The sequence below is a fragment of the Burkholderia sp. ABCPW 11 genome, from assembly GCF_001523445.1.
GTDB lineage: Bacteria > Pseudomonadota > Gammaproteobacteria > Burkholderiales > Burkholderiaceae > Burkholderia.
On record NZ_LOVM01000031.1, the window covers coordinates 136,049 to 162,890 of the forward strand.

At 67.4% G+C, this 26,842-nt stretch carries 18 protein-coding genes; 10 read left to right on the forward strand and 8 right to left on the reverse strand.

Features of this window, described 5'->3' with window-relative positions:
- The first annotated feature begins 296 nt into the window (after positions 1-296).
- Positions 297-1,229 (forward strand): prolyl aminopeptidase, encoded by a 933-nt coding sequence (pip, locus tag WS61_RS12480; RefSeq protein WP_059500752.1) that lies wholly within the window; start codon positions 297-299, stop codon positions 1,227-1,229.
- A 10-nt stretch (positions 1,230-1,239) separates the two neighbouring features.
- On the opposite strand, the gene WS61_RS12485 is transcribed toward pip, so the two are convergent.
- From WS61_RS12485 to WS61_RS12520, 8 genes are all read right to left on the reverse strand, one after another.
- Positions 1,240-2,136: a hypothetical protein gene (locus WS61_RS12485; RefSeq protein WP_257127252.1), complete on the reverse strand. Its 897-nt coding sequence runs from the start codon at positions 2,134-2,136 to the stop codon at positions 1,240-1,242.
- Between the two features lie 74 nt (positions 2,137-2,210).
- The gene (locus WS61_RS12490) at positions 2,211-2,483 is read right to left on the reverse strand and encodes a hypothetical protein (RefSeq protein ID WP_059500877.1); all 273 of its coding nucleotides are present in this window, start codon (positions 2,481-2,483) and stop codon (positions 2,211-2,213) included.
- A 177-nt stretch (positions 2,484-2,660) separates the two neighbouring features.
- A complete protein-coding gene (locus WS61_RS12495; protein WP_059500753.1) occupies positions 2,661-3,749 on the reverse strand; it encodes a transglutaminase family protein in 1,089 nt (362 codons plus the stop codon).
- Positions 3,743-6,349 carry a circularly permuted type 2 ATP-grasp protein gene (locus WS61_RS12500; protein ID WP_059500754.1) on the reverse strand — a complete coding sequence of 869 codons (2,607 nt, stop codon included), beginning with the start codon at positions 6,347-6,349 and terminating at the stop codon, positions 3,743-3,745. The genes WS61_RS12495 and WS61_RS12500 overlap by 7 nt, the downstream gene beginning before the upstream one ends.
- A 202-nt stretch (positions 6,350-6,551) precedes the next feature.
- Positions 6,552-9,995 (reverse strand): DUF2126 domain-containing protein, encoded by a 3,444-nt coding sequence (locus WS61_RS12505; protein ID WP_059500755.1) that lies wholly within the window; start codon positions 9,993-9,995, stop codon positions 6,552-6,554.
- A 94-nt stretch (positions 9,996-10,089) separates the two neighbouring features.
- A complete protein-coding gene (locus tag WS61_RS12510) occupies positions 10,090-11,079 on the reverse strand; it encodes a transglutaminase family protein (protein WP_059500756.1) in 990 nt (329 codons plus the stop codon).
- An 8-nt stretch (positions 11,080-11,087) separates the two neighbouring features.
- Positions 11,088-12,029, reverse strand: coding sequence for an alpha-E domain-containing protein (locus tag WS61_RS12515; RefSeq protein WP_059500757.1), 942 nt, complete (start codon positions 12,027-12,029; stop codon positions 11,088-11,090).
- 64 nt (positions 12,030-12,093) lie between these two features.
- Positions 12,094-13,509, reverse strand: coding sequence for a circularly permuted type 2 ATP-grasp protein (locus WS61_RS12520; protein ID WP_059500758.1), 1,416 nt, complete (start codon positions 13,507-13,509; stop codon positions 12,094-12,096).
- A gap of 580 nt (positions 13,510-14,089) precedes the next feature.
- Here WS61_RS12520 and WS61_RS12525 point away from each other — a divergent pair.
- From WS61_RS12525 to WS61_RS12565, 9 genes are all read left to right on the forward strand, one after another.
- Positions 14,090-15,085 (forward strand): LysR substrate-binding domain-containing protein, encoded by a 996-nt coding sequence (locus WS61_RS12525; protein ID WP_059500759.1) that lies wholly within the window; start codon positions 14,090-14,092, stop codon positions 15,083-15,085.
- A gap of 633 nt (positions 15,086-15,718) precedes the next feature.
- Positions 15,719-16,147, forward strand: a complete 429-nt coding sequence (locus tag WS61_RS12530; RefSeq protein WP_059500760.1) for a hypothetical protein — start codon at positions 15,719-15,721, stop codon at positions 16,145-16,147.
- A 62-nt stretch (positions 16,148-16,209) separates the two neighbouring features.
- Complete coding sequence (locus WS61_RS12535) at positions 16,210-16,968, forward strand: hypothetical protein (RefSeq protein ID WP_059500761.1); 759 nt, start codon at positions 16,210-16,212, stop codon at positions 16,966-16,968.
- A 104-nt stretch (positions 16,969-17,072) separates the two neighbouring features.
- Positions 17,073-19,715 carry a poly-beta-1,6 N-acetyl-D-glucosamine export porin PgaA gene (gene pgaA, locus WS61_RS12540; protein WP_059500762.1) on the forward strand — a complete coding sequence of 881 codons (2,643 nt, stop codon included), beginning with the start codon at positions 17,073-17,075 and terminating at the stop codon, positions 19,713-19,715.
- A gap of 15 nt (positions 19,716-19,730) precedes the next feature.
- Positions 19,731-21,827, forward strand: coding sequence for a poly-beta-1,6-N-acetyl-D-glucosamine N-deacetylase PgaB (gene pgaB, locus WS61_RS12545; RefSeq protein ID WP_059500763.1), 2,097 nt, complete (start codon positions 19,731-19,733; stop codon positions 21,825-21,827).
- On the forward strand, positions 21,824-23,095 hold the full coding sequence (pgaC, locus tag WS61_RS12550) for a poly-beta-1,6-N-acetyl-D-glucosamine synthase (protein ID WP_059500764.1): 1,272 nt from the start codon (positions 21,824-21,826) through the stop codon (positions 23,093-23,095). The genes pgaB and pgaC overlap by 4 nt, the downstream gene beginning before the upstream one ends.
- On the forward strand, positions 23,073-23,561 hold the full coding sequence (locus WS61_RS12555) for a hypothetical protein (protein WP_059500765.1): 489 nt from the start codon (positions 23,073-23,075) through the stop codon (positions 23,559-23,561). Before pgaC ends, WS61_RS12555 begins: the two co-directional genes overlap by 23 nt.
- Positions 23,562-23,680: 119 nt before the next feature.
- The gene (glmS, locus tag WS61_RS12560) at positions 23,681-25,504 is read left to right on the forward strand and encodes a glutamine--fructose-6-phosphate transaminase (isomerizing) (RefSeq protein ID WP_059500766.1); all 1,824 of its coding nucleotides are present in this window, start codon (positions 23,681-23,683) and stop codon (positions 25,502-25,504) included.
- A complete protein-coding gene (locus WS61_RS12565) occupies positions 25,501-26,766 on the forward strand; it encodes a hypothetical protein (RefSeq protein ID WP_059500767.1) in 1,266 nt (421 codons plus the stop codon). Before glmS ends, WS61_RS12565 begins: the two co-directional genes overlap by 4 nt.
- The last annotated feature ends 76 nt before the right edge of the window (positions 26,767-26,842 follow it).

A 26,842-nucleotide genomic window follows, 5' to 3' on the forward strand; every position in this document is an offset into this window, starting at 1 on the left:
TCGGCCGGCGCCCGATTGGCCCGCCGACCCGCCGCCGGGATTTTGTATGAAAAATATCGGAATGAAATTGCTTCAAAAATCCGGAGCGCAAATACGGCCAGCGGAGGACGCCCCGCCACAAGGTGCCAACGTCCGACGCGGTGAATGGGCATAATGACAAGCCTTGTCCGGCGGCGGCCGGTCCGATGCCCACGCAACGAATTTTGCGGCGCAGCAAAATCCGCAGCACCGTACCCTGCCCGCACATCGGCCCGCGCTTCGTCCGCTCGCTGTCGCCCCTTACCCGGAGCCTACCTGTGTATCCACCGATCGAACCCTACGCCCACGGCCACCTCGACACCGGCGACGGCCATCGCATCTACTGGGAGCGCTGCGGCAACCCGGCCGGCAAGCCCGCCGTGTTCCTGCACGGCGGCCCCGGCGCCGGCTGCGGCCCCGATCATCGCCGCCTGTTCGATCCCGAGCGCTACGACATCCTGCTGTTCGACCAGCGCGGCTGCGGACGCTCGACGCCGCATGCGAGCCTCGATAACAACACGACGTGGGATCTGGTCGCCGATATCGAACGCCTGCGAGAGATGGTCGGCGCCGAGCAATGGCTGGTGTTCGGCGGCTCGTGGGGCAGCGCGCTGGCGCTCGCGTACGCGGAAACCCACCCCGAACGCGTGAGCGCGCTGATCGTGCGCGGCATCTTCACGATGCGTCGCGCCGAACTGCTGTGGTATTACCAGGAAGGTGCGTCGTGGCTGTTCCCCGACCACTGGGAAGACTTCCTCGCTCCGATTCCGGAGGCCGAGCGCGGCGATCTGATGGCCGCCTACCATCGCCGCCTCACGGGCGACGACGAAGCCGCGAAGCTCGAAGCCGCACGCGCGTGGAGCGTCTGGGAAGGCCGCACGATCACGCTGCTGCCCGATCCCGCGCTCGCCGCACACTTCGCGGACGGCCACTATGCACTCGCGTTCGCGCGGATCGAAAATCACTACTTCGTGAACAAGGGCTTCGTCGAGGAAGGCCAGTTGCTGCGCGACGCGCATCGGCTCGCCGGCATTCCGGGCGTGATCGTGCAGGGCCGCTACGACGTCGCGACGCCTGCACGTACCGCATGGGAGTTGGCGAAGGCGTGGCCGGATGCGACGTTCGAGATCGTGCCCGGCGCCGGGCATGCATACAACGAACCGGGGATTCTGGAAGCGCTGGTCGCGGCGACGGACCGGTTCGCGAGCTAACGGTTCGGTATCAGCGAGTCGTTTCCCGGCGCGTCGAATCCGCAGGCGCGTCGGGATTGAGGCCCTGTTCCCAGTCACTACGTTTCGGGGGCTTCGTCACGCGAATCAACACCAGCGCAACGCAGAACGTGAGAACCGCGTACCGCGTGATCAGACTCCACGGAATCGTCACACGTGAATATTCGTGCGGCATGTAGCGAATCAGCGACGTCGCCACCGGCACGTAGCTCAGCAGCATGAACAGCATCGCGACGGCGGACGTCATCAACGACATGCCGCAATACCATGCGCGCTGCCCGCGCGGCGCAACGGCGGTGCCGAGGAGCAGCGTTGCCGCGGCCGCAATCAGCAAATTCATCGGCGGCGTATTCGGCAACACGTAGCCAAACGTGCCGGTGCGCATCGTCGCGTACGCGATCGCCCAGTAATGCAGCATGGACGACGCAGCCAGCAGGCCGACGGACGCGAAACGCCGAGCCGTCGGCGTTGTCGTGGCGTGCGGCAGGCTCAGAAAGTCATTGCTCGTCCGGTTGTACATCAGCACGAACGTCGCAAGACCCAGCGGCAGCGCAATGACCACCATGATCCACGACGACAGCATCAGTATCGCGACACTCAACGCGATCCAGACCGCCACGTTCAGCGTTCGCCCCCAACGGCGACGCAACGCAAGCGCGACGTGACCCACGACGCTTGCAAGCATCGCTGCGAACGACACGCCCTGCACAGCCCAAAGCTGCCAGGACCAGGACGAAAGCGCGGCCAGCGACTGGTCGCGCAGGACCACCCTGGCGAATGGGACGAAGGCCAACAGCGCGGTGATGTTTTGCAGGATGCCGTGATACGCGATCACGCGAATCGTCGTATAGCGGCGGTAATCGGGATTGGCGGCATGGGTCGTGGACATCGAACATGCAAGAATGAGCGAATCGGACCCGCAGCATACTCCTCGATTCGACGCTCGCGCAGCCGCCTATTGCATTACAACGCGGCTTCGACGATCGTCCGGCCGCTGATCGCCCGCTCGACGAGCTGTTCGTCGCCGACCTTGCGGATCGCGTCGTCGAGCAGCCCTTCCGGTTCCTCGGTCGCCACCTTCAACAGGCCCGACAGCCCGCGCGCATCGAGCACCACCAGCGTCTCCATCGAATCCGCGCGGCTCACGAGCACGCGGCGGAACGCCGGGCCCGCGCCGAAGCTCGCACAAAGCTCGATGGTCTCGCTACCGAGCGTGTAGTCGAAGTGCTTGATCATGATCTGCCGCCGTTGCATGGAAATGGCGCCGCGCGACGGCGCGGCGCCGTGACGTCGACGCACCCGCGCGTGCCGCCGGCGCGCCGGACCGGAGTCCAAGCCGTTCGCCGGCATCACCATGCTAGGCGTGCAGTATTAACGAAGACTTAAAGCGCGCGAGCCACGCCCGGCGGCCCTTCAAGCCGCATCGAGCGGCTCGACCGTCACGCCGACCCTCAGCTCCTGATCCGCCCCGCCGCCGCGGATCACGCCGCGCAGCGGCGTCACGTCCGCGTAGTCGCGGCCGACCGACAGCATCACGTAGTCGTCGCCCGGCGCACGATCGTTGGTCGGATCGAGTTGCAACCAGCCGCCGTCCTCGGGCCACGCCGGGTCGTACACGTCGACCCACGCATGCGACGCGTCGGCGCCGATCAGCCGCGGCTGGCCGGGCGGCGGCTGCGTCAGCAGGTAGCCGCTGATGTACCGCGCGGCCAGCCCGAGCGAGCGCAGTGCGCCGATCATCACGTGCGCGAAATCCTGGCAGACACCCTTGCGCAACCGCAGCGCGTCGAGCGCCGACGTCGTGATGTCGGTGCTGTTCGGCGTATATGCGAAATCGGCATGCACGCGCCGCATCAGGTCCCACGCAGCCTGCACGAGCGGCCGTTGCGGCGTGAAGCTCGCGGCCGCGTACGCGGCGAGTTCGGGGTCGCACGCGACGTGCGGCGACGCGAACACGAACTCGCTCGCCGGGTCGTACGGTTGCCCCGCGCGGAACCGCAAGCGGTCGCGCACGGCTTCCCACGCCGTTGCGTGTTCGGCCTCGGGGTTCGCGATCGCGGGCGGCGGTGCGCCGCGCGCGCCCCGCGACCACACGGGCGCGCTCACCCGCACCGTGCTGCGGCTGCGCACGAGCAGCGCGTCGTGCGGCTGGTTCAGCGCGAACGACGCGCGTGCGTTGCCGAACGCATCGATCTCGGTGCAGATCGTTTCCGGTGAAGGTTCGATGTCGAACGCGAACGACAGCACCTGCTGTCGCGGCGTCGCGAGCGGCTGCAGGCGCGCCTGGTGCTGCGCGGATTCGACGCGTGCCGCGTAGCGGTATTCGGTGTCGTGCGTGACGCGCAGCAGTCGGCCCGGTGCGGCGGCAGCCGGCGTGATCGGCGCGCTCGACGAACCCGGCTTGGTCGATCTGGCCGGCGCCGGCGGCGTGACCGCTGCCTGCTGCGCGACCTCGGAACCGGGCGTGGGCGGCGTCTTCGCCGCGTGTTTCGTCGTCACCATAGCGTCCTGCCCGCCTCGCGCACGTGACTGAAATAGCGCTCGCCGATCCGGTTCGACAGCTCCCACACGGCCTTCGCGGTCGTGTCGAGCGCGGCGAGCAGCTTGCCGTGCCGGCCATCTTCATCGGTTTCGCACAGCTCGTGCAGCGACCACGCGGGAACGTCCGGAATCGCCTCGGCCAGCTCGGACAGCGCGTAGCCCTCGCTGCGCTCGACCTTCGTCAGCCGGCCGCGCAGCGCCTGCACGACCCAGCCGAGCGAGCGCGGGTTGTCGGTATCGAGCACGACGAGCGACAGCAGCGGCGCGACGTCGAAGCCGCGCTGAAAGCGCGAGCGGAACGTGATCGTGCTGTCGAACAGTTCGAGCACGAGTTCGAAGCCGTCCTGCCGGTGCACCGCGCCCTCGTCGAACGCCAACTTCAGCACGCTGCACAGAAAGTCCAGCCGGTCGATCTGCCGACCGATCGACAGCAACCGCCAGCCGTCGTCGCGCGTCATGTTGTCGGTCTGCGCGCCGGTGATCGCGCCGAGCAGCAACCCGAGCCGCTCGAGCAGCTGCAGCGCTTCGTTGCCGAGCTGCTCCTCGGCTTCCGGATGGTCGGCGCTGTCGGCAAACAGCTGCGTCGCGTCGTCGATCAGCCGCCACTGGTCGCTCGACAGCCGCTCGCGGATCGCCGCGGCCGCGCCGCGCATCCCGAACAGGCACGACGCGATGCCCGACGTGCGGTCGGCGCCGCGCGTGAGCGACGTCGCGAGCGCGTACTGGAACGCGCGCGGTGCATCGACGGCATTCGGCGCATCGGCGGCGATCAGTCCCGTATCGCGGCACAACGTATCGATCAGCTCCAGATGCGCGGGACTGTCGACGTCGTCTTCGCCGCGCAGCCGTTCGAGCGCGGCGCGCGCCAGGCGCATCAGATTGGTCGCGCGCTCGGTGTAGCGGCCGAGCCAGAACAGGTTCTCGGCCGCACGGCTCGCGATCGCGCGCGGCCGCTCGACGAGATCGTCGGGGCCGAGGTGCGTCTGCAGCAGCGTCGTCGAATCGACGATGCCCTCGGTCATCACCCACGTATCGACGGTGCTGCCGCCGCGCGGCATCGGCGCGTTGAACAGCGTGTCGCGCGTGCCGACCCGCGACAGCCCGCCCGGCAGCAGCCGCCAGCGCTGCGCACCGTCGGCGAGTGCGAAGACGCGCAGCAGCAGCGGCTTCGGCACGATGCGCGCGCTGCCGTTGCCGTCGGGCGCATCGGGTCGCGGCCAGGTCGGCGCCTGCGACAGCGGCAGATCCGCCTGCACCGTGTAATGGTCGGGCCGCGCGAGAATCCGCGCGCGCCATTCCGCCAGTTGCGCCTGCGTAAGCCGCGCGCCGATCACCGGTTCGAATGCGCCGCCTTCCTGCACGTCGGGTGGATAGGAGGCCTTGACGATGCCGCGCGCGAGCTGCGGCAGCGCGTCGTCGCACGCCGCCGCCTCGCCGCACCACCACGAATGCACGGCCGGCAGCGTCAGCGTTTCGCCGAGCAAGCCTTCGGCGAGACGCGGCATGAAGCCGAGCATCGCCGGCGATTCGAGGAAGCCCGAGCCCGGCGCGTTCGCGAGCAGCACGTTGCCCGCGCGCACGGCCTGCAACAGCCCCGGCACGCCGAGCATCGAGTCGGGCCGCAATTCGAGCGGATCGAGCCACGCGTCGTCGACGCGCCGCAGGATGCCGTGCACGGGTTCGAGGCCGCTCAGCGTCTTCAGGAACACGCGGTTGTCGCGCGCGGTCAGGTCGCCGCCTTCGACGAGCGTGAGGCCGAGATAGCGCGCGAGATACGCGTGCTCGAAATAGGTCGCGCTGTGCGGCCCCGGCGTCAGCAGCACGATCCGCGAATTCTTCGCGGCGGGGCTGAGCGACTGCATGCTCTGCAGCAGCGCACGGTACGCGGATGCAAGCCGCTGCACGCGCAGCCCGCGAAACCCGCGCGGAAAGAGCCGCGACACGATCAGCCGGTTCTCGAGCAGGTAGCCGAGCCCGGCCGCCCCCTGCGTATGTTGCGCGACGATCCGCCACTGGCCGTCCGGGCCGCGCGCGAGATCGAACGCGACGACGTGCAACCAGGTATCGCCCGGCACGCGCGCACCGCGCATCGCACGCAGGTAGCCGGGGTGGCCGGTGACGAGCGCGGGCGGCAACAGCCCGCGCTGCAGGATCGTCTGCGGCCCGTACAGGTCGGCCAGCGTCGCGTTGAGCAGCCGCACGCGCTGCAGCACGCCGCGCTCGATCGCGACCCAGTCCTCGGGCGTGACGATCAGCGGCAGCAGGTCGAGCGACCACGGGCCGACCGCGCCGTCGCCGGCGCGCTGCTCGTGCAACTGGTAGAACAGGCCGTTCTCGCGCATGCGCCGGTGCAGCGCGTCGGCGCGGCGGTCGAGGTCGGCCACGCCGTCGCTGCCGATCGACGTGAAGAAATTGCGCCACGCTGGTGCCAGCGCGGGCGCGTTCAGGCCGGCCGCGCTGCCGCGCAGTTCGTCGTAACGGCCGGCGGCCGCCGGCGCCGCGAGCGCGGCGGCCAGTTCGGCGGCGTCCGGCTGGGCGCCGGAATCGAAAAGCGTGGGCATCGCGTCGAGAGCGGCGAGATGATCAAGGTCAATGGGCGGCACGATGTCGTTCCGTCGTCAGGGTGCAACCGCACATGCGCGCCGCCGCACCGGCGGCGCGCTACCGCGGCGCACGGCCGCAATCTGCCCGCATCCTAGCATTCCGGCGCGGCCGCCGGGAGGTCGCGAACCCCGCATCGTCGTCCGCCCTGTCATCGATCGATCACGGCCGCCGCAAGTCGAGCGTGAACGGGAATTCGCGGCTCGGCGCGGCGGCCGCGACATCCATCCGCCCCGGCGTGTGCCCGATCTCGACGAAGCGCGCGAGCCGGCGGCTCTCGGCTTCGTACGCATTGACCGGGAACGTCGCGTAATTGCGGCCGCCCGGATGCGCGACGTGATACCGGCAGCCGCCGAGCGAGCGTTGCAGCCACGTATCGACGATGTCGAACGTGAGCGGCGCATGCACGTCGATGGTCGGATGCAGCGCCGACGGCGGCGACCACGCCTTGTAGCGCACGCCCGCGACGTACTCGCCGACGGTGCCGGTCGGCTGCAGCGGCAGCGCGCGGCCGTTGACGGTCACGACGTGCCGGTTGTCGTTCAACCCCGTCACGCGCACTTCGAGCCGTTCGACCGACGAATCGACGTAGCGCACCGTGCCGCCGATCGCGCCCTCCTCGCCCATCACGTGCCACGGCTCCAGCGCACCGCGCAGCGACAGCTGCATCCCGTTCACCGCGATCTGCCCGAACAACGGAAAACGGAACTCGAAGTGCGGCGCGAACCACGCCGGATCGAACGAGAAACCGGCGTCGCGCAACTCCGCCAGCACGTCGCCGAAATCCATCTGAAGAAATGCCGGCAGCATGAACCGGTCGTGCAGCGCGGTGCCCCAGCGCGTGAGCGGCGTCGTGTACGGTGCGGCCCAGAAGCGGGCGACCAGCGCGCGCAGCAGCAGTTGCTGGACGATGCTCATCCGCGCATGCGGCGGCATCTCGAACGCGCGCAGTTCGAGCAGGCCGAGCCGGCCGGTGGACGAGTCGGGCGAATACAGCTTGTCGATGCAGAACTCGCTGCGGTGCGTGTTGCCCGTCACATCGATCAGCAGGTTGCGCAGCACGCGGTCGACGAGCCACGGCGGCATGTCCTGCCCGAACAGCAGCTTGTTGCGCTGGATCTCCGCGAACGCGATGTCGAGCTCGTAGAGCTGGTCGTTGCGCGCCTCGTCGACACGCGGCGCCTGGCTCGTCGGCCCGATGAACAGCCCCGAGAACAGGTACGACAGCGACGGATGGTTGTGCCAGTATGCGATCAGGCTCGCGAGCAGGTCCGGGCGGCGCAGGAACGGGCTGTCGGCCGGCGTCGCGCCGCCGAGGACGAAGTGGTTGCCGCCGCCGGTGCCGACGTGCCGCCCGTCGACCATGAATTTCTCGCTGCACAGCCGGGATTGCCACGCGGCGTCGTACAGGAATTCGGTCTGGTCGACGAGTTCGTCGAAGCTCGCGGCCGGATGGATGTTCACCTCGATCACGCCGGGATCGGGCGTCACCTGCAGCAGCTTCAGTCGCGCGTCGCGCGGCGGCGGATAGCCTTCGAGCACGAGCTTCACGCCGAGTGCATGCGCGGTCGACTCGATCGCGCCGAGCAAGTCGAGATAATCCTCGAGCGCGGCGAGCGGCGGCATGAACAGGTACAGGATGCCGTTGCGCACTTCGACGCACAGCGCGGTGCGCGTGATCCAGGCGGCCGATTCGAAGCGCTCGGGCCGGCGATGCGGGTCGACGGCGCCCGGCCGCCCGCTCGTGGCCGCGCCGTCGGCACGCCACTGCATCACGGTCGGCGCGGACGCTTCGCGATGCACGCCGGCCAGATAGCGCGGCGCGTCGGCCGTGCCCGCGTAGCGGGCACGGATCGCGGCGGCGTCCGGCAGCGCATCGCGCGGCGCGAACGGATCGCGTTCGACCAGGTACGGATAGTCGGCGCGGGCCGTCCACGGCAGCGAATCGAGCGGCAGCCGATAGCCCATCGGCGAATCGCCGGGCACCAGATACATCCGCTCGTCACGGAAAAACCACGGGCCCGCCTGCCAGCGCGGCCCGTCGAGGCCGGGCCTGTCGCGGCCCGACCGATCGCGGCCCGGCTCATCCTCCATGCGCTTGATCGGCAGCACGTAACCGACCACGCTGTCGAGCTGCTGCTCGAACACCTTGCGCAGCCGCGCGCGTTCGAGCTCGTCGTCGAGGCGCGCGTCGAACGGATCGACGTTGACGGGCAACCGACGCTCGCGCCACAGGTAGTACCAGACGTCCTCGTAGCCGGGCCGGATGAATTCGCCGGTCAGGTTCAGCCGCGCGGCGAGCGCATCGATGAAGCGCTTCGCGTCGTCGGTGGTATACGCGGACGGCTCGCGCTCGTCGGCGAACAGCGACGGATCGTGCCACACGGGCTGGCCGTCCGCGCGCCAGAAGATCGACAGCGCCCAGCGCGGCAGTTGCTCGCCCGGGTACCACTTGCCCTGCCCGAAATGCAGAAAGCCGCCGTCGCCGTATTCGGCGCGCAGCCGCTGCACGAGCTCCGTCGCGTAGCCGCGCTTGGTCGGGCCGAGCGCATCGGTGTTCCACTCGGCGCCGTCGCGATCGTCGATCGACACGAAGGTCGGCTCGCCGCCCTGCGTGAGTCGCACGTCGCCGGCGGCCAGCGCGCCGTCGACCTGCGTGCCGAGCGCCAGCACGGCATCCCACTGCGACTCCGTATACGGCTTCGTCACGCGCGGCGACTCGTACACGCGCGTCACGCTCATCTCGTGCTCGAACGACACTTCGCACTCGTCGATCAGCCCTTCCACCGGCGCGGCGCTCGTCGGCTGCGGCGTGCACGCGAGCGGAATATGCCCTTCGCCGGCGAGCAGGCCCGACGTCGGATCGAAGCCGATCCAGCCGGCGCCCGGCAGGTAGACCTCGCACCACGCGTGCAGGTCGGTGAAATCGACCGACGTGCCGCTCGGGCCGTCGAGCGATTTCACGTCGGGGGTGAGCTGAATCAGGTAACCCGACACGAAGCGCGCGGCGATGCCGAGATGGCGGCACAGCTGCACGAGCAGCCAGGCGCTGTCGCGGCACGAGCCGGACGCGAGTTCGAGCGTCTGCGCGGGCGTCTGCACGCCGGGCTCCATCCGCACGAGATAGCCGATGTCGCGCTGAAGCCGCTGGTTCAGCGCGACGAGGAAGTTCACGGTGCCGGCCGGCGTGCGGTCCACGCCGTCGAGATACGCGCGAAACAGCGGCGCGGCGCTCGTCTGCGGATCGCATGCGAGATACGGCGCGAGCTCGGTCTTCAGCGCGTCGTCATAGCTGAACGGGTATTGCTCCGCGCTCGCTTCGAGGAAGAAGTCGAACGGGTTGTACACCGACATCTCGGCGACGAGATCGATCGTGATCTCGAAGTGCTCGGTGCGCTCCGGAAACACGAGCCGCGCGAGATAGTTCGAAAACGGATCCTGCTGCCAGTTGATGAAGTGCTGCGCGGGCTCGACCGTCATCGAATACGCGAGGATCGGCGTCCGGCAATGCGGCGCGGGCCGCAGCCGCACGACCTGCGGGCCGAGGTTGACGAGCCGGTCGTAGCGATAGCGGGTGGTGTGATGCAGCGCGACGTGGATGGACATGGGAGCTCGAGTCGGGTTGGGCCGGCCGGGGCCGCCGCGTCGCTTTCGACGCGGCGGCCCCGGCATGGCGGATTCGGCGAAGGCGCGCGCCGGGTCAGACGAGTTCCGGCGTCTGCACGACGCTGATCTCGACGCCGACGGCCGTCGCGCCGAGCCCCGTCACCGGCTGCGCGTCGCGATGGTCGAGGCCGACCGCGATGCGCACGTAGCGTTCGTCCGGGCAACGGTTCATGAACGGGTCGAAGCCGACCCAGCCGAGCCCATCGACATAGGCCTCGGCCCACGCATGGCCGGCCGGCTGCTGCATCAGCGCGGCGGCGTGCGGCTGCGTGCCGAGCGCCGCCTGCGACTGCCCTTGCGATTGCGATTGCGACTGCACGGCACGCGACGCGCCGAGTGCCTGTTGCATGCCGTCGGCGCTCTGCAGCGCGAGCGCTTCCTCGTCCTCGACGTCGCCCGCCTGCTGTTTCGCATCGGCGATGCGCTGCATCGCGCCGTCGGCCAGCACGTAACCCGAGATGTAGCGTGCGGGAATCTTCAGCACGCGTGCGGCCGCGATGAACGCGTGTGCATGGTCGCGGCTCGTGCCCTCGCCGCTTTGCAGCGCGGTTTCCGCATCGACGGCGGCGTCGCCGGCCAGGTTCGGCGCGTACGCGATGCGGCCGTGCACTTCCGTCATCAGCCAGTGCAATGCGTCGAGGCCTCGCGGCTCGATCGGCAGCGCGTCGGTCAGCGCGCGCACGGTGTCGCCCGCTTTCGTGAGCGCGGTCTCGCGCTCGAAGATCCACGGCGGCGCATAGCCTTCTGGATTCCCGAGTATGCCCGCGCGGTCCTGCGTCTCGACGACGCCGGCCGCCACGACGACGATCTCGGCCTTCGCGCCGCGATCGTGGCGCACGAGGTCGATCCGGTTGCCGAGCCCGTCGGCGTAAGACAGCGTCGGCTCGACGCCGTCGATCGTGACCTGCCATGCGCGCACCGTTTGCCCGGGCCCCGACTGCGGGCGCAGCCGCAACCGTTGCAGTGCATGGGTGGCCTGATCGTCGAACTGGTAACGCGAAATGTGTCGGATGGCGAGTCGCATGGCAAGCCTCAGTCGAAGTTGTAAGCCTGAGCGATTTCGAGCCCGAGGCTGTTGTTGCGGCCGATGAAGTCGGTCAGGAACTCGTGCAGGCCGCTCTTGAAGATCCGCTCGACCGAGGTATCGGACAGCATTTGCAGAATCTTCGTGGCCGTGTCGTGACACGGGTGTGTCACGCCGTAATCCTTCGCGAGCAGGTTCAGGCTCGACACGACGCGCCCGTAGCAATAGCGCAGCGAACGCGGCATGCGGCCGTTCAGGATCAGGTAGTCGGCGATGTTGAGCGGCTTGTACTGCACGTCGTACACCCAGCGATACGAACGGTGTGCAGCCACGCAGCGCAGGATCGTCTCCCATTGGTAGTTGTCGAGAATCGTGCCGACGTGCGATACCGATGGCAGCAGCAGGTGGTATTTCACGTCGATGATCCGCGCGGTGTTGTCCGCGCGTTCGACGAATGCGCCGATCTGCGCGAAATCGAAGATCTCGTTGCGCAGCATCGTGCTGTAGAAGCTGCCTAGGATCAGCGCGGTTTCGCGCTTCACCTGGTCGAGCACGGCCGGCAACTCGCTTTCCGGCACCGGCTGCGCCAGCGCGCGGCGCAGCGCGAGCCACGCGCCGTTCACGCTCTCCCACGCCTCGCGCGTCAGCGCCGTGCGCACCATCCGCGCGTTCGAGCGCGCCGCCTCGATGCACGACAGCACGCTCGACGGATTGTCGCGGTCGCGCAGCAGATAGTCGGTCACGGTATCGGCCGCATACGCGTCGTATTTCTGCCGATAGCCGTCGTCCGCGCCCGAGCTGACGAGCACCGACGACCATTCGGCCGGCGCGTCGGCCGTGCGCGTGAGCGCCATGCGCAGCCCGGCATCGACGATGCGCGCGATGTTCTCCGCGCGCTCGATATAGCGGTACATCCAGTAGAGACCGCTTGCAGTACGTCCCAGAAGCATCTCGTGTCCACTCCGTCTTCGTTCGGTTCGCGCGCCGGCTCCGGCGCGCGCGGTCGTGCCCGGCTCAGTCGGCCAGCACCCAGGTGTCCTTGGTGCCGCCGCCCTGGCTCGAGTTGACGACGAGCGATCCTTCCTTCAGCGCGACGCGCGTGAGGCCGCCCGGCGTGATGCGGATGCGGTCCGACACCAGCACGAACGGACGCAGGTCGACGTGGCGCGGCGCGAGGCCGGCGTCGGTCAGGATCGGCGTCGTGGACAGCGCGAGCGTCGGTTGCGCGATGTAGTTCGCGGGACGGGCGCGCAGCTTCGCGGAAAATGCCTCGAGTTCGGCCTTCGATGCGCACGGCCCGACGAGCATCCCGTAGCCGCCCGAGCCGTGCACTTCCTTCACGACCAGTTCGTCGAGATGCTCGAGCACGTACTTCAGGCTGTCGGCCTCGCCGCAGCGCCAGGTCGGCACGTTCTCCAGCAACGCCTTGCGGCCCGTGTAGAACTCGACGATCTCCGGCATGTACGAGTAGATCGCCTTGTCGTCGGCGATGCCGGTGCCGGGCGCATTCGCGATCGTGATGTTGCCCGCGCGGTACACGTCCATGATGCCTGCCACGCCGAGCACCGAGTCCGGGCGGAACGTGAGCGGATCGAGGAACGCGTCGTCGACGCGGCGGTACAGCACGTCGATCGGCCGGAAGCCTTCGGTCGTGCGCATCGCGACACGGCCGTCGATCACCTGCAGGTCGCTGCCCTCGACGAGGTGCACGCCCATCTGGTCGGCGAGGAACGAATGTTCGTAGTACGCGGAATTGTGGATGCCTGGCGTGAGCACCGCGACGGTCGGATTGTCGGCGTTGCCGCCCGGCGGGCACACGGCCGCGAGCGACTGGCGCAGCATCTGCGGATAGGTTTCGACCGGGCGCACCTTCACCTGCTGGAACAGCTCGGGGAAGAGCTGCATCATCGTCTCGCGGTTTTCCAGCATGTACGACACGCCGGACGGCGTGCGCGCGTTGTCTTCCAGCACGTAGAACTCGTTCTCGCCGGTGCGCACGATGTCGACGCCGATGATGTGCGTGTAAACGTTGCCGGGCGGCCGGAAGTCGATCATCTCGGGGATGAACGCCTCGTTGTGCGCGATCAGGTGTTTCGGCACGATGCCCGCGCGCACGATTTCCTGGCGGTGGTAGATGTCGTCGAGGAACGCGTTCAGCGCCATCACGCGCTGCTCGATGCCGAGCGACAGCCGGCTCCATTCCGCTCCCGAGATGATGCGCGGGACGATGTCGAACGGAATCAGCCGCTCGGCGGCCTCCGCGTCGCCGTAGACGGCGAACGTGATGCCCGTCTTGCGGAACACGCCTTCCGCATCGTGGGCTTTCTGGGCGAGGCTCGCGGGATTCTGCGTGTCGAGCCATTGCTTCAGGCGCGCGTAAGGCGCCCTTACCATGTCGCCGGATTGCAGCATTTCATCGAATGGCTTCATCGACCTTTTCTCCATCGATCGTTTTCCCCGGCATTGCGCATGCCGGACCGGCGTACTGAATGCTTTGCAAGGAACGTGCCTTGCTCGATTCCTTCGATATCCCCCTGTTTTGCGCCGCCCAGGCACGCCTGTGCGGCATTGCGCACCACAACGGTGCAACGCCCGACGCGACGGGCGCCGGCGGTGCGCCGCAAGCGCGCACGGCCGATGCGGCGCCGCGCCCGACGAACATAGTTCTCCCGCGTGTCACGGATGTGCAATCTGCACTGCACCAAAAGCGGCGAGCCGGGCCCCGCAACGGCCATGAATGGGCGGGCCGGCACGCACACGGCGCAGCCGGCCCTGGGGAAGTGCCGCCCGGGCGGCCGGGACAGTCCGACGCGGTGAACTGTCCGGTTAACCGGTCCGGCCCCTCAACGCTATGCAGCCGTAATCCCGCCGACAATGCCCATGCATATTTCGACTGACACCCATCGAAAAAAAACATCGGCCCGACCGGCGCGAGGCGCGGTACGCTAGAACGTTGGTCAGCAGACGGCGCCGCCTTTCAGGCGCCCGACTATAAAAAGCGAAGATCGAAATGGAAGCAAAGTGGCTGGAAGATTTCCTGAGCCTCGCGGATACCAAGAGCTTTTCACGGGCCGCGCGTCACCGGCACCTGACGCAGTCGGCGTTCAGCAGACGGATCGCCGCTCTCGAAACCTGGATGGACGCGAAGCTGGTGGACCGGAGCATCAATCCGATCGCGCTGACGCCCGCCGGCCAGATGTTCCGCGGGCTCGCCGCGGACATCCTGCGCAGCATGTATGCGGCGCGCAATCTCGTGAACGGCTATGACCAGTTCGCGGCGAGCGACCAGGTCGTGCGCTTCGCCGTCGCGCATACGCTCGTGTTCACGCTGTTTCCCGAATGGCTCAAGCGGCTCAACGGCGAGGTCGGCCACGTGACCGCGCGCGTCAATGCGGTGAACGTGCCGGAAGGCGTGCAGCAGCTGGTCGAAGGCGAATGCGACCTGCTGCTCGGCTATCACCATCCGCAGTTGCCGATCGTGCTCGACCCGAACCACTTCCCGTTCGTCAGCCTCGGCGTCGAGCGGATCCTGCCCGTGTCGTCGCCCGACGCGCACGGCAAGCCGGTGTTCCAGCTGCCCGGCACGCCCGATGCGCCGCTGCCGATGCTCGCGTATTCGTCGGGCGCCTTTCTCGGCAACATCGTCGAGATGCTGCTGCTGAATGCGACCGAGCCGTATGTCCTGCACCGGTGCTTCGAGACGCACATGTCCGAAGCGCTGAAAGGCATGGTCGTGGCCGGACACGGCATCGGCTGGCTGCCCGAAAGCTGCGTCGCGAAGGAGCTCGCGGACGGCACGCTCGTGTGTGCGGGCACGGGCGACTGGATCACCGAACTCGAAATCCGCCTGTATCGATCGGCGCGCAAGCGCGGGCTCGCGGCCGAGCAGCTGTGGGCCTACATCATGAACCGGCCGCGCACGGCGATCGACGCGCAGATCGGCGCCGAAGAGGCGGTCGCGCCGGCGATGCGCAGCGCGCGGCGAAGCGCAAGCGGCAGTCGCTGACGAAGGGTTAGCGCCGTGGATATCCACGGCGCGCATGCGCGCTTCTTCAACGGCAATCGATAATCCCATCCGACTCCGTAAAACCCGTCCTCGACTGTAATCGATCTCGATAAAACGCAAACGTTTGCGAATTCATATCGTACTTTTTACTGCTTTCCGTATTAAGTAAGAATATTCAGGCCGATTTTCAGGACAGAAATACCTTGTTACACAAGTTTCGATTTACCTGCAAGTATCGGAATGACCAAAAATGTCGCACCCTTATTTCATGATGTGCGATCCGAAGCCCCGTTTTCATTGATTCTGGTCGATTGCGGGCGCAATAGTTTCTTTTATCAGTCGTTATTTTTCGGCACGAACTTCGATACCTCAGACGCAATTCAAAGCGTGCTCGATCATCGCTACCGACGAGCAATTTTCATGTTCGGCAATATCGACTTTATTCAGCAATAAGCGATCCTCACCAATCCCTCCTTATCTTATTTAGATAGGACCTTTTACCCTCGTCCCATTCGGGCCACACGCGGTTGTTGGTTCAAAAACCATCGTGTATCAATAGCGTGTCGCAAAAAGAACGTTGGCAAATTCGACTCGGGGTCGGTGCATGTCATCGACTCCGGACGGGAGATTGCAATGTCACCCTCGCTTCGACAGCATGCTCGCCCTTTCCTGAGCGCCGTGCTCTCCACGCTCTGCATGAACGCCATGGCCCAGACACCGGCGACCTCGTCGCCGCCGGCGTCCGGTCCGGGGGCAAACCGGTACGTGATTTCGTATATCTGCGGCGATGCGCGGATCGACGGTACCGCGCCGCTTCCACCCGACGGCCGCCCGTACAACCTGGGCGTGTCTTTCGTGTCCGGAAACACCGGGCAGCCGCTCTCCAACGTGCAGGTGCGCCTGCGCCGGCATGGGCGCGTGCTCGTCGAATTCAATGCGTCGGGATCGCGCTGCCTGTTCAGCGTGCCGGATGCGAGCTATCGGGTCGAAGGGACCTATCAGGGAGCAACCCAGTTCGCGATCGTCGAGACGGGCACGCTCACGACGCAGTTGCGATGGTGAGTGTCGCGTCGCCCCGCTTCGATCACGTCATTCGTGGAACGCATCGAATCAAGGAGTCTTGAATGCCCCGTGCAGAACGACCGGACAACTCGCCTGCCCGTCAGCCGAAGCCCTCGTGGGGTCCGGGAAAGAATGCGGCGCTCAGCATCGCCGCGTTTGCCGCGATCTTCGGTGCTTTCGCGTATGTCGAGCGAGACGCGAGGGTCGGCCATGCGAGCGTGACGCACGATATCGCCGGCGTGATCGGAACCGCCGTCGGCAAGTACCGCAACCTCATCGTCGCCGCGACCGGCGGTGCGTCCGGCCCAGCGGCGCCCGCCGGCTCGACGTCGACGGTCGCGCAGGCCGGGCCGGTTCCGCCGTCAGCATCGGCTGCGCCTGCCATGTCGGCGGCAGTCGAACCTGCCGCACCACCGGCCACGACGGCCCGTTCCGATACAAAACCCCCGCGCCGCGCGCATCTGCCGGCGACGAAGCTCGCGGCCGACCCGCACGCGGCGTCGACCGGCAGTCGTACGGCGCGCCCCGGCGACGCGCATCGGACGTCACGTTCGCAGACGCTGGCGCGCACGAGAAAACACCCGGACCCCGTACCGAAACAGCAACCGCAGTCGTATATCGCGGACACGTCGCACATGGAGGCCACCAGCGTCACACACGACGAGCTGGAAGGCGCCCGCGCTCTGGCCAAGGCGCGCTGGTGCGCACAGATCGACGAATGGAGTTGTGTAGAACAAAACGCGAGCCGTGCACTCGCCATCGACCCGAAGAACAGCGAATCGCGCGCGCTGCTTGGACAAGCGATCCGCAACCGCCTGTGAACCGGTCGGTTGGCGCCGGGCTTCGCTGCCCGGCGATGCGACGGCCGGCGACGAGCGTCGTCGGGCGTGCAACCGATGTGATCGTTTCAAAGTGAGGACACACCGTGGCCAACAATCGTCAACAACAATGCACCACCGTCGTTCCGCCGAATCGGCGGATCCTCCTGCATGCGCCGCTGCTGTGCCTGCTCGTCGCGTCCGGCTCGTGCCTTGCCGCCGAAGGCGACGCGGAGCCGCGCAGGGGGAGCGAAATCGCCGGATCCCGCGGCACGCCGGATGCGCTGCCGCCCGACCTGCAGCCGACGGGCGCGGCGACGCAGGCCGCGCAGGGTTCGGGCACGCAGCCGCCTTACGCGTCGACGCCGATCGCTCGGGCCTCGGATGCGTCGATGCAGATCGCGCAGGGATCGAACCCGGCGATGCCGACCACGGTCGTGGTCGATCCGGATCCTGCGCAGCCGAGCGCCGCGGTACAGGCGCCGACCTCGTCGAACGCACCTGCAGCGCCCGAGCCTGCGTCGAGCACGCCGATGCTGCTTGCCCAGGCATTCGACACTTCGCCGCCCGATACGTCTGCGCCGCGCGAGCGAAAGCCGGATGCCCCGCAGCAGCTCGCGCAAACCGCGACCGCTGCACCGCCGGCTACGCCCACTACGCCGACGCTCACCGCTCAGGCATCCGGCACGCCGATGCCGAATGCGCCCGCGCCCGTGACCCAGCCGCCCGGCGCCGAACCGCCGTCGTCCCCGCAACCGACTTCACAGTCGCCCGGTGCGCAGCTCCCCGGCGAGCCGACCCAACGATCGCAGGGGCCCGACGTCGAAACACCGAACGCGCAGGCGCCGAATCTGCGCACGGCCGATGTCGCGACGGTGCGCAACGACGTGTTCGGCCTCGCGGCGAGCGGCGGCGCGGTCAAGGCGCTCGACGAAGCGAAGGCTCGCCCCGACGCCTTCTCCGCCGTCGACATCGCGCAACTGGAAGAACTGTCGATTCGCCAGCAGGTGCGCGGCGGACGCGACAAGTCGCGCTCGATGACGAGTTCGGACCGCTTCGATGGAATCGACAGCGCGCTGCGCGCGGCCGACGACCTCGACAAACGGATACCGGCCACACCGGAGTACACGCCGGTGCGCACCGCGCTCGCGGGCGACCGGGTAGTCGCCCTCGCGGCACGCGGCGACATGAAGACGGCCGTCGCGACGTTCGAGACGATTCCGTCCAACGCGGAAATCTCGATCGACGCGCTCGCGGCCGTGGGCGACGCATACCTGTATCTGAGCGAGCCGGCCAAGGCGAACGCCGTGTATGCGCGCGCGCTGAAGCAGGCCACCGCGTCGCCGACGGATCGCGCGACGCGCGGCTTCCAGTACGGCTCGCGTACGCGTCCGATCGAGTTGCAGGAAGGGCTGTTCTGGTCGTACGTCGACCAGGGCCGCGCAGCGCAAGCGAAGCAGGTGCTCGACGACATGGAGAAGTCGCTGCCGCCGGCCAAGCAAGTGACCAACGTCGGCCCGGGAGAAAGCGACTACCTGCGCTACTACCGGCTGCGTGCGCAATACCTGATCTTCACGGGTCACGCCGACGAAGGGATCGCCGCGCTCGAACAGCTCGAGAAACAGGTACCGTTCAACGCGGAGATCCGTGCCGCGCACGCCGATGCGGTGTCCGGCCAGGCCCATCCGCGCCAGGCGATCTCGATGTATCGCGCGTCGCTGACCGATCACCCGGACAGCGTCGAGATGCTCGCGGGCCTCGGCCGCGCATCGCTCACGGCGGACGACTACGCGACCGCGAAGACCGTCGACCAGACCCTGGGCAACACGTTCCCCGATAGCGGCGCCGTGCGCGGCTTCAAACGCGACTACAAGGCATACCGCAGCCCGGTGTTCACGACCGACCTCAGTTTCGAGCACGGCAACAGCGCGCTGGCCGACAACAGCTTCACGTCGGACAGCTATGTGTATTCGCAACCGTTCGGCGACAACTGGCGCGTGTTTTCGCACACGTTCTACGGTTTCGCGCAGACCGACGGCGGCAGAATTAGCCGCACGCGCACGGGCATCGGCGGCGACTACCGGCACGGCCCGCTCACCGTGCTGGGTGAAGTCACGCGCTCGATGGGCTCGGACGGCCGAACCGGCGGCCGCGGGACGATCGCGTATGCACTGAACGACTACTGGACGGTCGGCGCCGGACTCGACACCAACGACAACTCGCTGCCGTGGAAGGCGTATGCCGCGCACATCTGGGGCCGCTCCGCGAACGTCGAGGTCGTGTATCGCCAGAACGACCGGCGCGAAGTCAAGCTGAGCTACGGCGTGAGCCGCTATAGCGATTCGAACCTGCACCAGGAGATCGCGGCGACCGCCACGCAGCGCGTGTACACGTCCGCGAACCAGCTCGTCAACGTCTCGCTGAATCTCGGTACCGACAGCAACACGCGCCGGGACGCGCCCTACTTCAGCCCCGGTCGCGATTACGCGGCCGCGGCGACCGTCATGCATCAACTGACGCTGTGGAAGAAGGGCGACACTGGGCTGCAACAGCGCCTGTCGGTATCGGGCGGCGCGTACAACGAGCGCGGCTTCGGCACCAGCCCGCTGTGGAGCGCGCGCCTCGAGCACGCGTGGACGTTCAAGCACGACATCACGCTGAGCTACGGCGTCGAGGTCAGCAGCCACGCGTACGACGGCCAGCGCGAGCGCTCCGAAACCGGCTTCCTGTCGCTCAACCTGCCGTTCTAGCAAGGAGATCGGGCAATGCTTCAATCCAGACGGACCTTCATGTGCGGATGCCTCGGTACGTTTGCCGCCTGTTCGCTATTCCCGGGCGTGACCAATGCCAGGATGATCGACCTGCTGCCGCCGTCCGATCCGGCCGACGGCAAGACGTTTCGCGTGATCTGCATGCACGACGTGCGCGACAACCTGATGGCGTCGTTTTCGTCGCCGAACGCGATCATCGATCCGTTCGCGGTCGATACCGGCACGCTGACCGCGATCTTCTCGTGGCTGCAGACCAACAACTACCACACGATCACGGTCAAGCAGATCGAGGAGTCGCGGCGCGGCGGCAAGCCGCTGCCGCCGCGCTCGGTGCTGCTCACGTTCGACGACGGCTTCCGCAGCCACTACACGAAGGTGCTGCCGCTGCTCGAGCGCTTCAAGTATCCGGCCGTGATGGGCCTCGTCACCGCGTGGATCGACACACCGCCGGATACGCCGATCCGCATCAGCGACAAGGTTCAGGTGCCGCGCGACTACTTCCTGTCGTGGGACGAGGTGAAGAAGCTCGGGCAATCGGAATTCGTCGAGCTCGGCTGCCACACCCACAATCTCCATCACGGCGCGGTCGCGAACCCGCAAGGCAACGAATTGCCGGCGACCACGTCGCATCTCTACCTGCAAGACCAGAAACGCTATGAAACCGACGCCGAATTCCACGCACGCGTGCACGACGACCTGCAGACCTGCGTGCGGCAGATCCGCGAACGCACCGGTCTCGTCGCACGCTCGATGGTGTGGCCATACGGCGCGGAAAACCAGCCCGTGCGCCAGATATCGACGTCGCTCGGCATGGACATCCAGTTCAGCCTCGATGCCGGCCCGAATACGCCGGACGTGCCGCTCGACCGGCTGAGACGGATCCTGATGATGTACGACGTCGATATCGGCGGGTTCGAGCGCTCGATGCGCGAGCCGGCGTCCAATCGCGGCGACGTCGACGTGCCCGAGCGCACCGTGCAAGTCGATCTCGACCAGGTCTACGATCCCGATCCCGCGCGGCAGGAAGCGAATCTCGGCAAGCTGATCGAGCGCATCTACCGGATGCAGCCGAAATCGGTGTACCTGCAGGCGTATGCGGACCCGAACGGTACGGGCGTGGCCGAAGCGGTGTATTTCCCGAACCGGCACCTGCCGATGCGCTCCGACCTGTTCTCGCGCGCCGCGTGGCAGCTCAACACGCGCTCCAACGTGCAGGTGTACGCGTGGATGCCGGTGCTCGCGTTCCGGCCGCCGGCCGACAAGCAGCGCAAGCTCGAGGCCGTCAGCGCATACGGCGGCGCGCCGGCCCGCGAGAACGGCACGCGGGTGTTCCGGCTGAGCCCGTTCGATCCCGATGCGCGGCTGATGATCCAGCAGATCTACGAGGATCTGAGCAAGCACGCGTCGTTCAGCGGCATCCTGTTCAGCGACGACGCCGTGCTCGACGACTACGAGGATGCCAGCCGGCATGCGCTGCGCACCTATGCGCAATGGGGGCTGCCGGGCGACGTCGGCAAGATCCGCGAGAACCCCGACCTGATGAAGCGCTGGACACGGCAGAAGACGCGCCATCTGATCGACATGACCCGGCAGCTCGAGCAGATCGTGCTGGCCCATCAGAACGTCGGCGATGTGCTGACCGCGCGCAACATCTTCGCGATGCCGGTGCTCAAGCCCGAATCGGAAGCGTGGTATGCGCAGAACTACGACGATTTCCTCGCCGCCTACGACTACGTCGCGCTGATGGCGATGCCGTACATGGAGCAGGCGAAGGACCCGGAGGGCTGGCTGGACCAGCTCGTGAAGGTGGTGCGCACGAAGCAGCGCGGGCTGCAGCGCACCGTGTTCGAACTGCAGTCGTACGACTGGCACGCGCGCAAGGACGTGCCGGCCAGCACGCTGCTTACGCAGATGCGGCGGCTGCGCAGCGAGGGCGCCGTGAATTTCGGCTACTACCCCGACAACTTCCTGAACGGCCATCCGGAGCTCGATGCGATGCGCGACGTGATGTCGCTGAAGTCGCGCCTCGACCCCACCTCGATCAACGCGCTGATGCAGATGCAGCAATCGCCGGGAACCAAGACGCCATGAACACCCACAGCCTCATCCAGCGCCTGCAGGATTTCGTCTTCTACTATCCGTTCTTCATGTCGTATCTGTGGATGATCGGCGGTGTCGTGCACTACTTCCTGCTCGAGGAGGGCCGCGAGCTGTCGACGCGCACGATCGCGTCGAGCGGCATCCCGAAGGTCTCGATCGTCGTACCCTGCTTCAACGAAGCCGCGAACGCACGCAGCGTGATCTCCCATCTGAACGGGATGCAGTATCCGAACTACGACATCATCGCGGTCAACGACGGCAGCAAGGATCGCACCGGCGACATCCTCAACGAGCTGGCCGTCGAGATCCCGCGGCTGCTCGTGATCCACCATGCACGCAACGAAGGCAAGGCGGTTGGGCTCACGACCGCGGCCGCGGTATCCAACGCGGACTACCTGCTGTGCATCGACGGCGATGCACTGCTCGCGCACGATGCGATCGGCTGGATGCTCGAGCACTTCCTGACCGACCCGGGCGTGGGCGCGGTGACCGGCAACCCTCGCATCCGCACGCGCACGTCGCTGCTCGGCCGCATGCAGGTCGGCGAATTCTCGTCGATCGTGGGGCTGATCAAGCGCACGCAGCAGGTGTACGGCCGCATCTTCACGGTGTCGGGCGTAATCACGATGTTCCGCAAGACCGCGCTCGCCGACGTCGGCTACTGGAGCTCGGACATGCTGACCGAGGACATCGACATCAGCTGGAAGCTGCAGTGCCGCGACTGGCGCGTCGTGTACGAGCCGCACGCGCTCAGCTGGATCCTGATGCCCGAGACGGTGAAGGGCCTCTACCGGCAGCGGCTGCGCTGGTCCAAGGGCGGCATCCAGGTGCTGCTCAAGTACGCGGGCACGCTGATGCGGCCCACGCAGATGATGATGTGGCCGCTGTTCGCCGAATACCTGATAGGCATCGCGTGGGCGTACTCGATGTCGTTCATCCTGCTGCTCGCGCTGATCGACGTCGTCTACCCGCTTCCGCCGAACTGGCATGTGTCCGTGGTGCCGCACTGGCACGGGATGCTGCTGGTCGCGACCTGCATCCTGCAACTGATCATCGGCAGCATGATCGATCGTCAATACGACGAAAAACTCCTGATGTACTTCCTTGACACCATCTGGTACCCCGTCGCGTTCTGGCTGATCAGCATGATCACCACCGTCGTCGCCCTGCCCGCCGTCGTACTGCGGGGCCGCGGCAAACGCGCCGTTTGGGTCAGTCCCGACCGAGGCATTCAACATGAAGAACGCGCCGATTATTGACCTTTCCCTGCGCGCACCGCGCGACATGATCGCCGAACGCGGCGGCATCGTCGGGCCCGTGCTCGTCGCGTGGTTCCGTCTCGTGCGGCCCGCGCTGGTCGGAGGTGTATGGGCATCGATCTGCATCTACACGTACCGCTACCTGTTGCCGTTCAACGAGGCCGAGATGCCGATCGAGCAGATCGTGTTCTATGTGACGAGCATCGCGCTGATCGCCGGCACGATCGTCATGTGGCTGATCGCGGGACGCGTCGTGCATCCGCTCGCGTACCGGTTGCGCGTGTCGAAGATGCTGCGGCGCTCGGCCAGCGTCAAGGTGCGCTCGGTGCCGCCGACCGCGTTCGCGAGCGCACGCCGGCGCGGCGCGCGGCGCACGACGCGCATTCTCGTCGCGTCGCACGATGCGAACGGGTCGATTTCGGGCATCGAATGGGTCGCGCACGCCGGCCCGCAGCCCCACGAATGAATCGCCGAAGACGTGCCGCGCCGGTCGCGACGCCTGGCCGCGCGACGTGGCACCGCTTCCGGCATCGTGCTGGCGCGCGTCGCGCGCCAGCCGGAAACTTCCTGGAGACGAGGTGAATCATGTGCGGAATCGTCGGAGCAAGCGGCCTGAACAATCAAGTGCCGCAACTGGTCAATGCGCTGAGCCGGCTCGAATATCGCGGCTACGATTCGTGCGGCATCGCCGTGCAGGGCGACGGCCGCCTGCACAGCGAACGCACGCTGCGACGCGTGACGGACCTGCAGGATCGCGTGCTGACGCTCGGCCTCGAAGCGCAGACCTGCATCGCGCATACGCGCTGGGCGACGCACGGCGCGCCGTCGGAAATGAACGCGCACCCGATCATGTCGGGCGACACGATCGCCGTCGTGCACAACGGGATCATCGAGAACCACGACACGCTGCGCGCCGAGCTGCGTGAACGCGGCTATACGTTTCGCGGGCAGACCGACACCGAGGTCATCGCGCACCTGATCCACAGTCTCTATCGCGACGACCTGTTCGACGCGGTGGTGCGCGCCGTCAAACGGCTGCACGGCGCGTACGCGATCGCGGTGCTCGGCGCGCGCGAGCCGCAGCGCCTCGTCGCCGCGCGCGCCGGTTCGCCGCTCGTGATCGGCATCGGCGCCAAGCAGAATTACCTCGCGTCCGACTGCGCGGCGCTCAGCGACCTGACCGACCGCTTCGTATACCTGGAGGACGGCGACGTCGCGCTGATCACGCCGGAGCGCATCGCCGTGGTCGATGCGAGCGGACAGGAAGCGCGGCGCCCGTTGTGCGAAGTGAAGGCGCGCGCGGACGATGCCGCGCTCGGCCCGTACCAGCACTTCATGCAGAAGGAAATCTTCGAGCAGCCGAAGGCGATCGACAGCACGCTCGACGGTATCGACACGATCTCGCCGGCGCTGTTCGACGCGACGGAAGGCACGGGCGCACTGCTGTCGCGGGTGAGAAGCGTGCTGCTGCTCGGCTGCGGCACCAGTTACTACGCAGGCCTGACCGCGAAGTACTGGCTCGAAAGCATCGCGGGCGTGCCCGCCCAGGTCGAGATCGCCAGCGAATTCCGCTACCGCGACACGGTGGCCGATCCGCGCACGCTCGTCGTCGGCATCTCGCAGTCGGGCGAAACGGCCGACACCATCGGCGCGATCGAGCAGGCGCGCGCGATGGGCCAGGACCTGTCGATGGCGATCTGCAACGTCGCGACCAGCACGATCGCGCGCAACGCGCCACTGCGGTTCCTGACGCGGGCCGGCACCGAGCTCGGCGTCGCGTCGACCAAGGCGTTCACCACGCAACTCGTCGCGCTGTTCGTGCTGACGCTGACGCTCGCGCAACTGCGCGGCCGGCTCGACGCCGCGCAAGTCGCGACGCACCTGAAGCAGTTGCGCGCGCTGCCCGACCGCATCGGCCATGCGCTCGCGCTGGAAACGCAGATCATGGGCTGGGCCGCGAAGTTCGCCCGCACCGAGAACGCGCTGTTCCTCGGGCGCGGCATCCATTTCCCGATCGCGATGGAAGGCGCGCTGAAGCTCAAGGAAGTGTCGTACATCCACGCGGAAGGCTATGCGGCCGGCGAGCTGAAGCACGGGCCGCTCGCACTCGTCACGAGCGCGATGCCGGTGGTCACGATCGCGCCGGACGATCGCCTGTTCCAGAAATTGAAATCCAACATGGCCGAGGTGCGTGCGCGCGGCGGCCGGCTCTACGTGCTGGCCGGCAGCCAGCTCGAAATCGACGCCGACCGCGACACGCACGTGATCCGCGTGCGCGAATCCGGCGACCTGCTGTCGCCGATCGTCAACGTGATTCCGCTGCAACTGCTCGCGTATCACGTCGGCTGCGCGCGCGGCGCCGACGTCGACAAGCCGCGCAACCTCGCGAAATCGGTGACCGTCGAATGATGCGGCGAACGCGCCCGGTACAGGCGGTCGTGCGGCTGGCCGCGGCCGTGCTCTGCGGCGCGGGCGGCATCGGCGCGGCGCCGCCGGCCCTCGCCGGCGCGCCGGCCGTGCATACGGTCACCGTGTCGAGCGCGCCGTCGCCGCAGGACACCGGCGACCCGCGGCGCTTCATGCACGGCATCGGCGTGGCCGACGCCGGCGACGGCAAACGCTGGGTGTTCTTCAGCAGTTCAGGCATCGTGCCGCGCGGTGCGCTGCGCAGCGGCAACTGGCCGCACGACGTGTACGTCGGCGAATGGAAGCCCGACAAGCCGCGCGTGCTGCACGTCCGCACGTTCATCAGCCGCCCCGAGGCGCAGGAACCCGTATCGATCGCGCAGAACGCGCACGGCGACATCTTCGTCACGTTCGAGGACGGCTGGAACACGCCGCAGGAAGTCAGCCAGCGCTACGGCGTCTACCGCCGCGACCTGAAGCCGATCAAGCCCTACCCGAACGACGTCGAATCGGGCGGCCATTCGGGGCATGTCGCGACGGTCGCCGACCGTTTCGTCGTGTTCTATTCGGCCGACTGGGTCAACGGCGGTGGGGTCGACAACCTCGGCAGCGGCAACGGCGTCTACCTGAAAACCTACGACGCGGCCGGGCGCGTGCTGAACCATGTCGCGGTCGCGCCGCGCCGCCGCGAGTGGTGGCCCGTGATCGCTGGCTCGCCGCGCAACGCGCTGCTCGTGTGGCAGAAGTTCATCGAAGGCAGCACGGACGCGACGCTCGAATACGCGATGTTCGATCCGGTCACCGCGAAGCTGGAAAAACTCGGATCGCTGAACGACGCAATCCAGTACTACGTGTATTCGGCCGCCTACGTGCCGGAGATCGACCGTTTCCTCGTCGTCACGACGACAGCCGACGATCGCGGCGTCGCGATGCTGATCGCCCCGGACGGCCGTCGCACGGCGACGCTCGATTGCCTGCCCGCGTCGGTGCGCGAGTCTGACATCGGCGTCGCCGGCACGCACGCGTACGTGCCGACCCGCGACGGGCGGCTGCTGACGCTCGCGCTGGCGCCGGCGGATATTGCGGTGAGCGGCGTGCAGCGCTCGCCGATTCCGTGGGGATCGACCGGCGTCGCCGGTTTCCCGGCGCGAGGCACGGCGATGCATTTCGTATCGCTGACGCCGTCGGGGATGCGCGAAGCCGATTTCGAGCCGGAGCAACGCACGCCGATGCCGAAGAACGAAGTGTCGTGTTCGAGCCACTGACGGCTGGCCGGTAACGCGATGCCGCGAACGCGGGCAGACCGCGTGCGCCACCGTACCCGTCGTTTTCCTTCATCCG

Excerpts from the sequence above, each read along its gene's own strand:
- WS61_RS12485 (WP_257127252.1), bottom strand. The coding sequence starts at position 2,136 with ATGTCCACGACCCATGCCGCCAATCCCGATTACCGCCGCTATACGACG.
- WS61_RS12490 (WP_059500877.1), bottom strand. The coding sequence starts at position 2,483 with ATGATCAAGCACTTCGACTACACGCTCGGTAGCGAGACCATCGAGCTT.
- WS61_RS12495 (WP_059500753.1), bottom strand. The coding sequence starts at position 3,749 with ATGGTGACGACGAAACACGCGGCGAAGACGCCGCCCACGCCCGGTTCC.
- WS61_RS12500 (WP_059500754.1), bottom strand. The coding sequence starts at position 6,349 with ATGCCCACGCTTTTCGATTCCGGCGCCCAGCCGGACGCCGCCGAACTG.
- WS61_RS12505 (WP_059500755.1), bottom strand. The coding sequence starts at position 9,995 with ATGTCCATCCACGTCGCGCTGCATCACACCACCCGCTATCGCTACGAC.
- WS61_RS12510 (WP_059500756.1), bottom strand. The coding sequence starts at position 11,079 with ATGCGACTCGCCATCCGACACATTTCGCGTTACCAGTTCGACGATCAG.
- WS61_RS12515 (WP_059500757.1), bottom strand. The coding sequence starts at position 12,029 with ATGCTTCTGGGACGTACTGCAAGCGGTCTCTACTGGATGTACCGCTAT.
- WS61_RS12520 (WP_059500758.1), bottom strand. The coding sequence starts at position 13,509 with ATGAAGCCATTCGATGAAATGCTGCAATCCGGCGACATGGTAAGGGCG.
- WS61_RS12525 (WP_059500759.1), top strand. The coding sequence starts at position 14,090 with ATGGAAGCAAAGTGGCTGGAAGATTTCCTGAGCCTCGCGGATACCAAG.
- WS61_RS12530 (WP_059500760.1), top strand. The coding sequence starts at position 15,719 with ATGTCACCCTCGCTTCGACAGCATGCTCGCCCTTTCCTGAGCGCCGTG.
- WS61_RS12535 (WP_059500761.1), top strand. The coding sequence starts at position 16,210 with ATGCCCCGTGCAGAACGACCGGACAACTCGCCTGCCCGTCAGCCGAAG.
- pgaB (WP_059500763.1), top strand. The coding sequence starts at position 19,731 with ATGCTTCAATCCAGACGGACCTTCATGTGCGGATGCCTCGGTACGTTT.
- pgaC (WP_059500764.1), top strand. The coding sequence starts at position 21,824 with ATGAACACCCACAGCCTCATCCAGCGCCTGCAGGATTTCGTCTTCTAC.
- WS61_RS12555 (WP_059500765.1), top strand. The coding sequence starts at position 23,073 with ATGAAGAACGCGCCGATTATTGACCTTTCCCTGCGCGCACCGCGCGAC.
- glmS (WP_059500766.1), top strand. The coding sequence starts at position 23,681 with ATGTGCGGAATCGTCGGAGCAAGCGGCCTGAACAATCAAGTGCCGCAA.
- WS61_RS12565 (WP_059500767.1), top strand. The coding sequence starts at position 25,501 with ATGATGCGGCGAACGCGCCCGGTACAGGCGGTCGTGCGGCTGGCCGCG.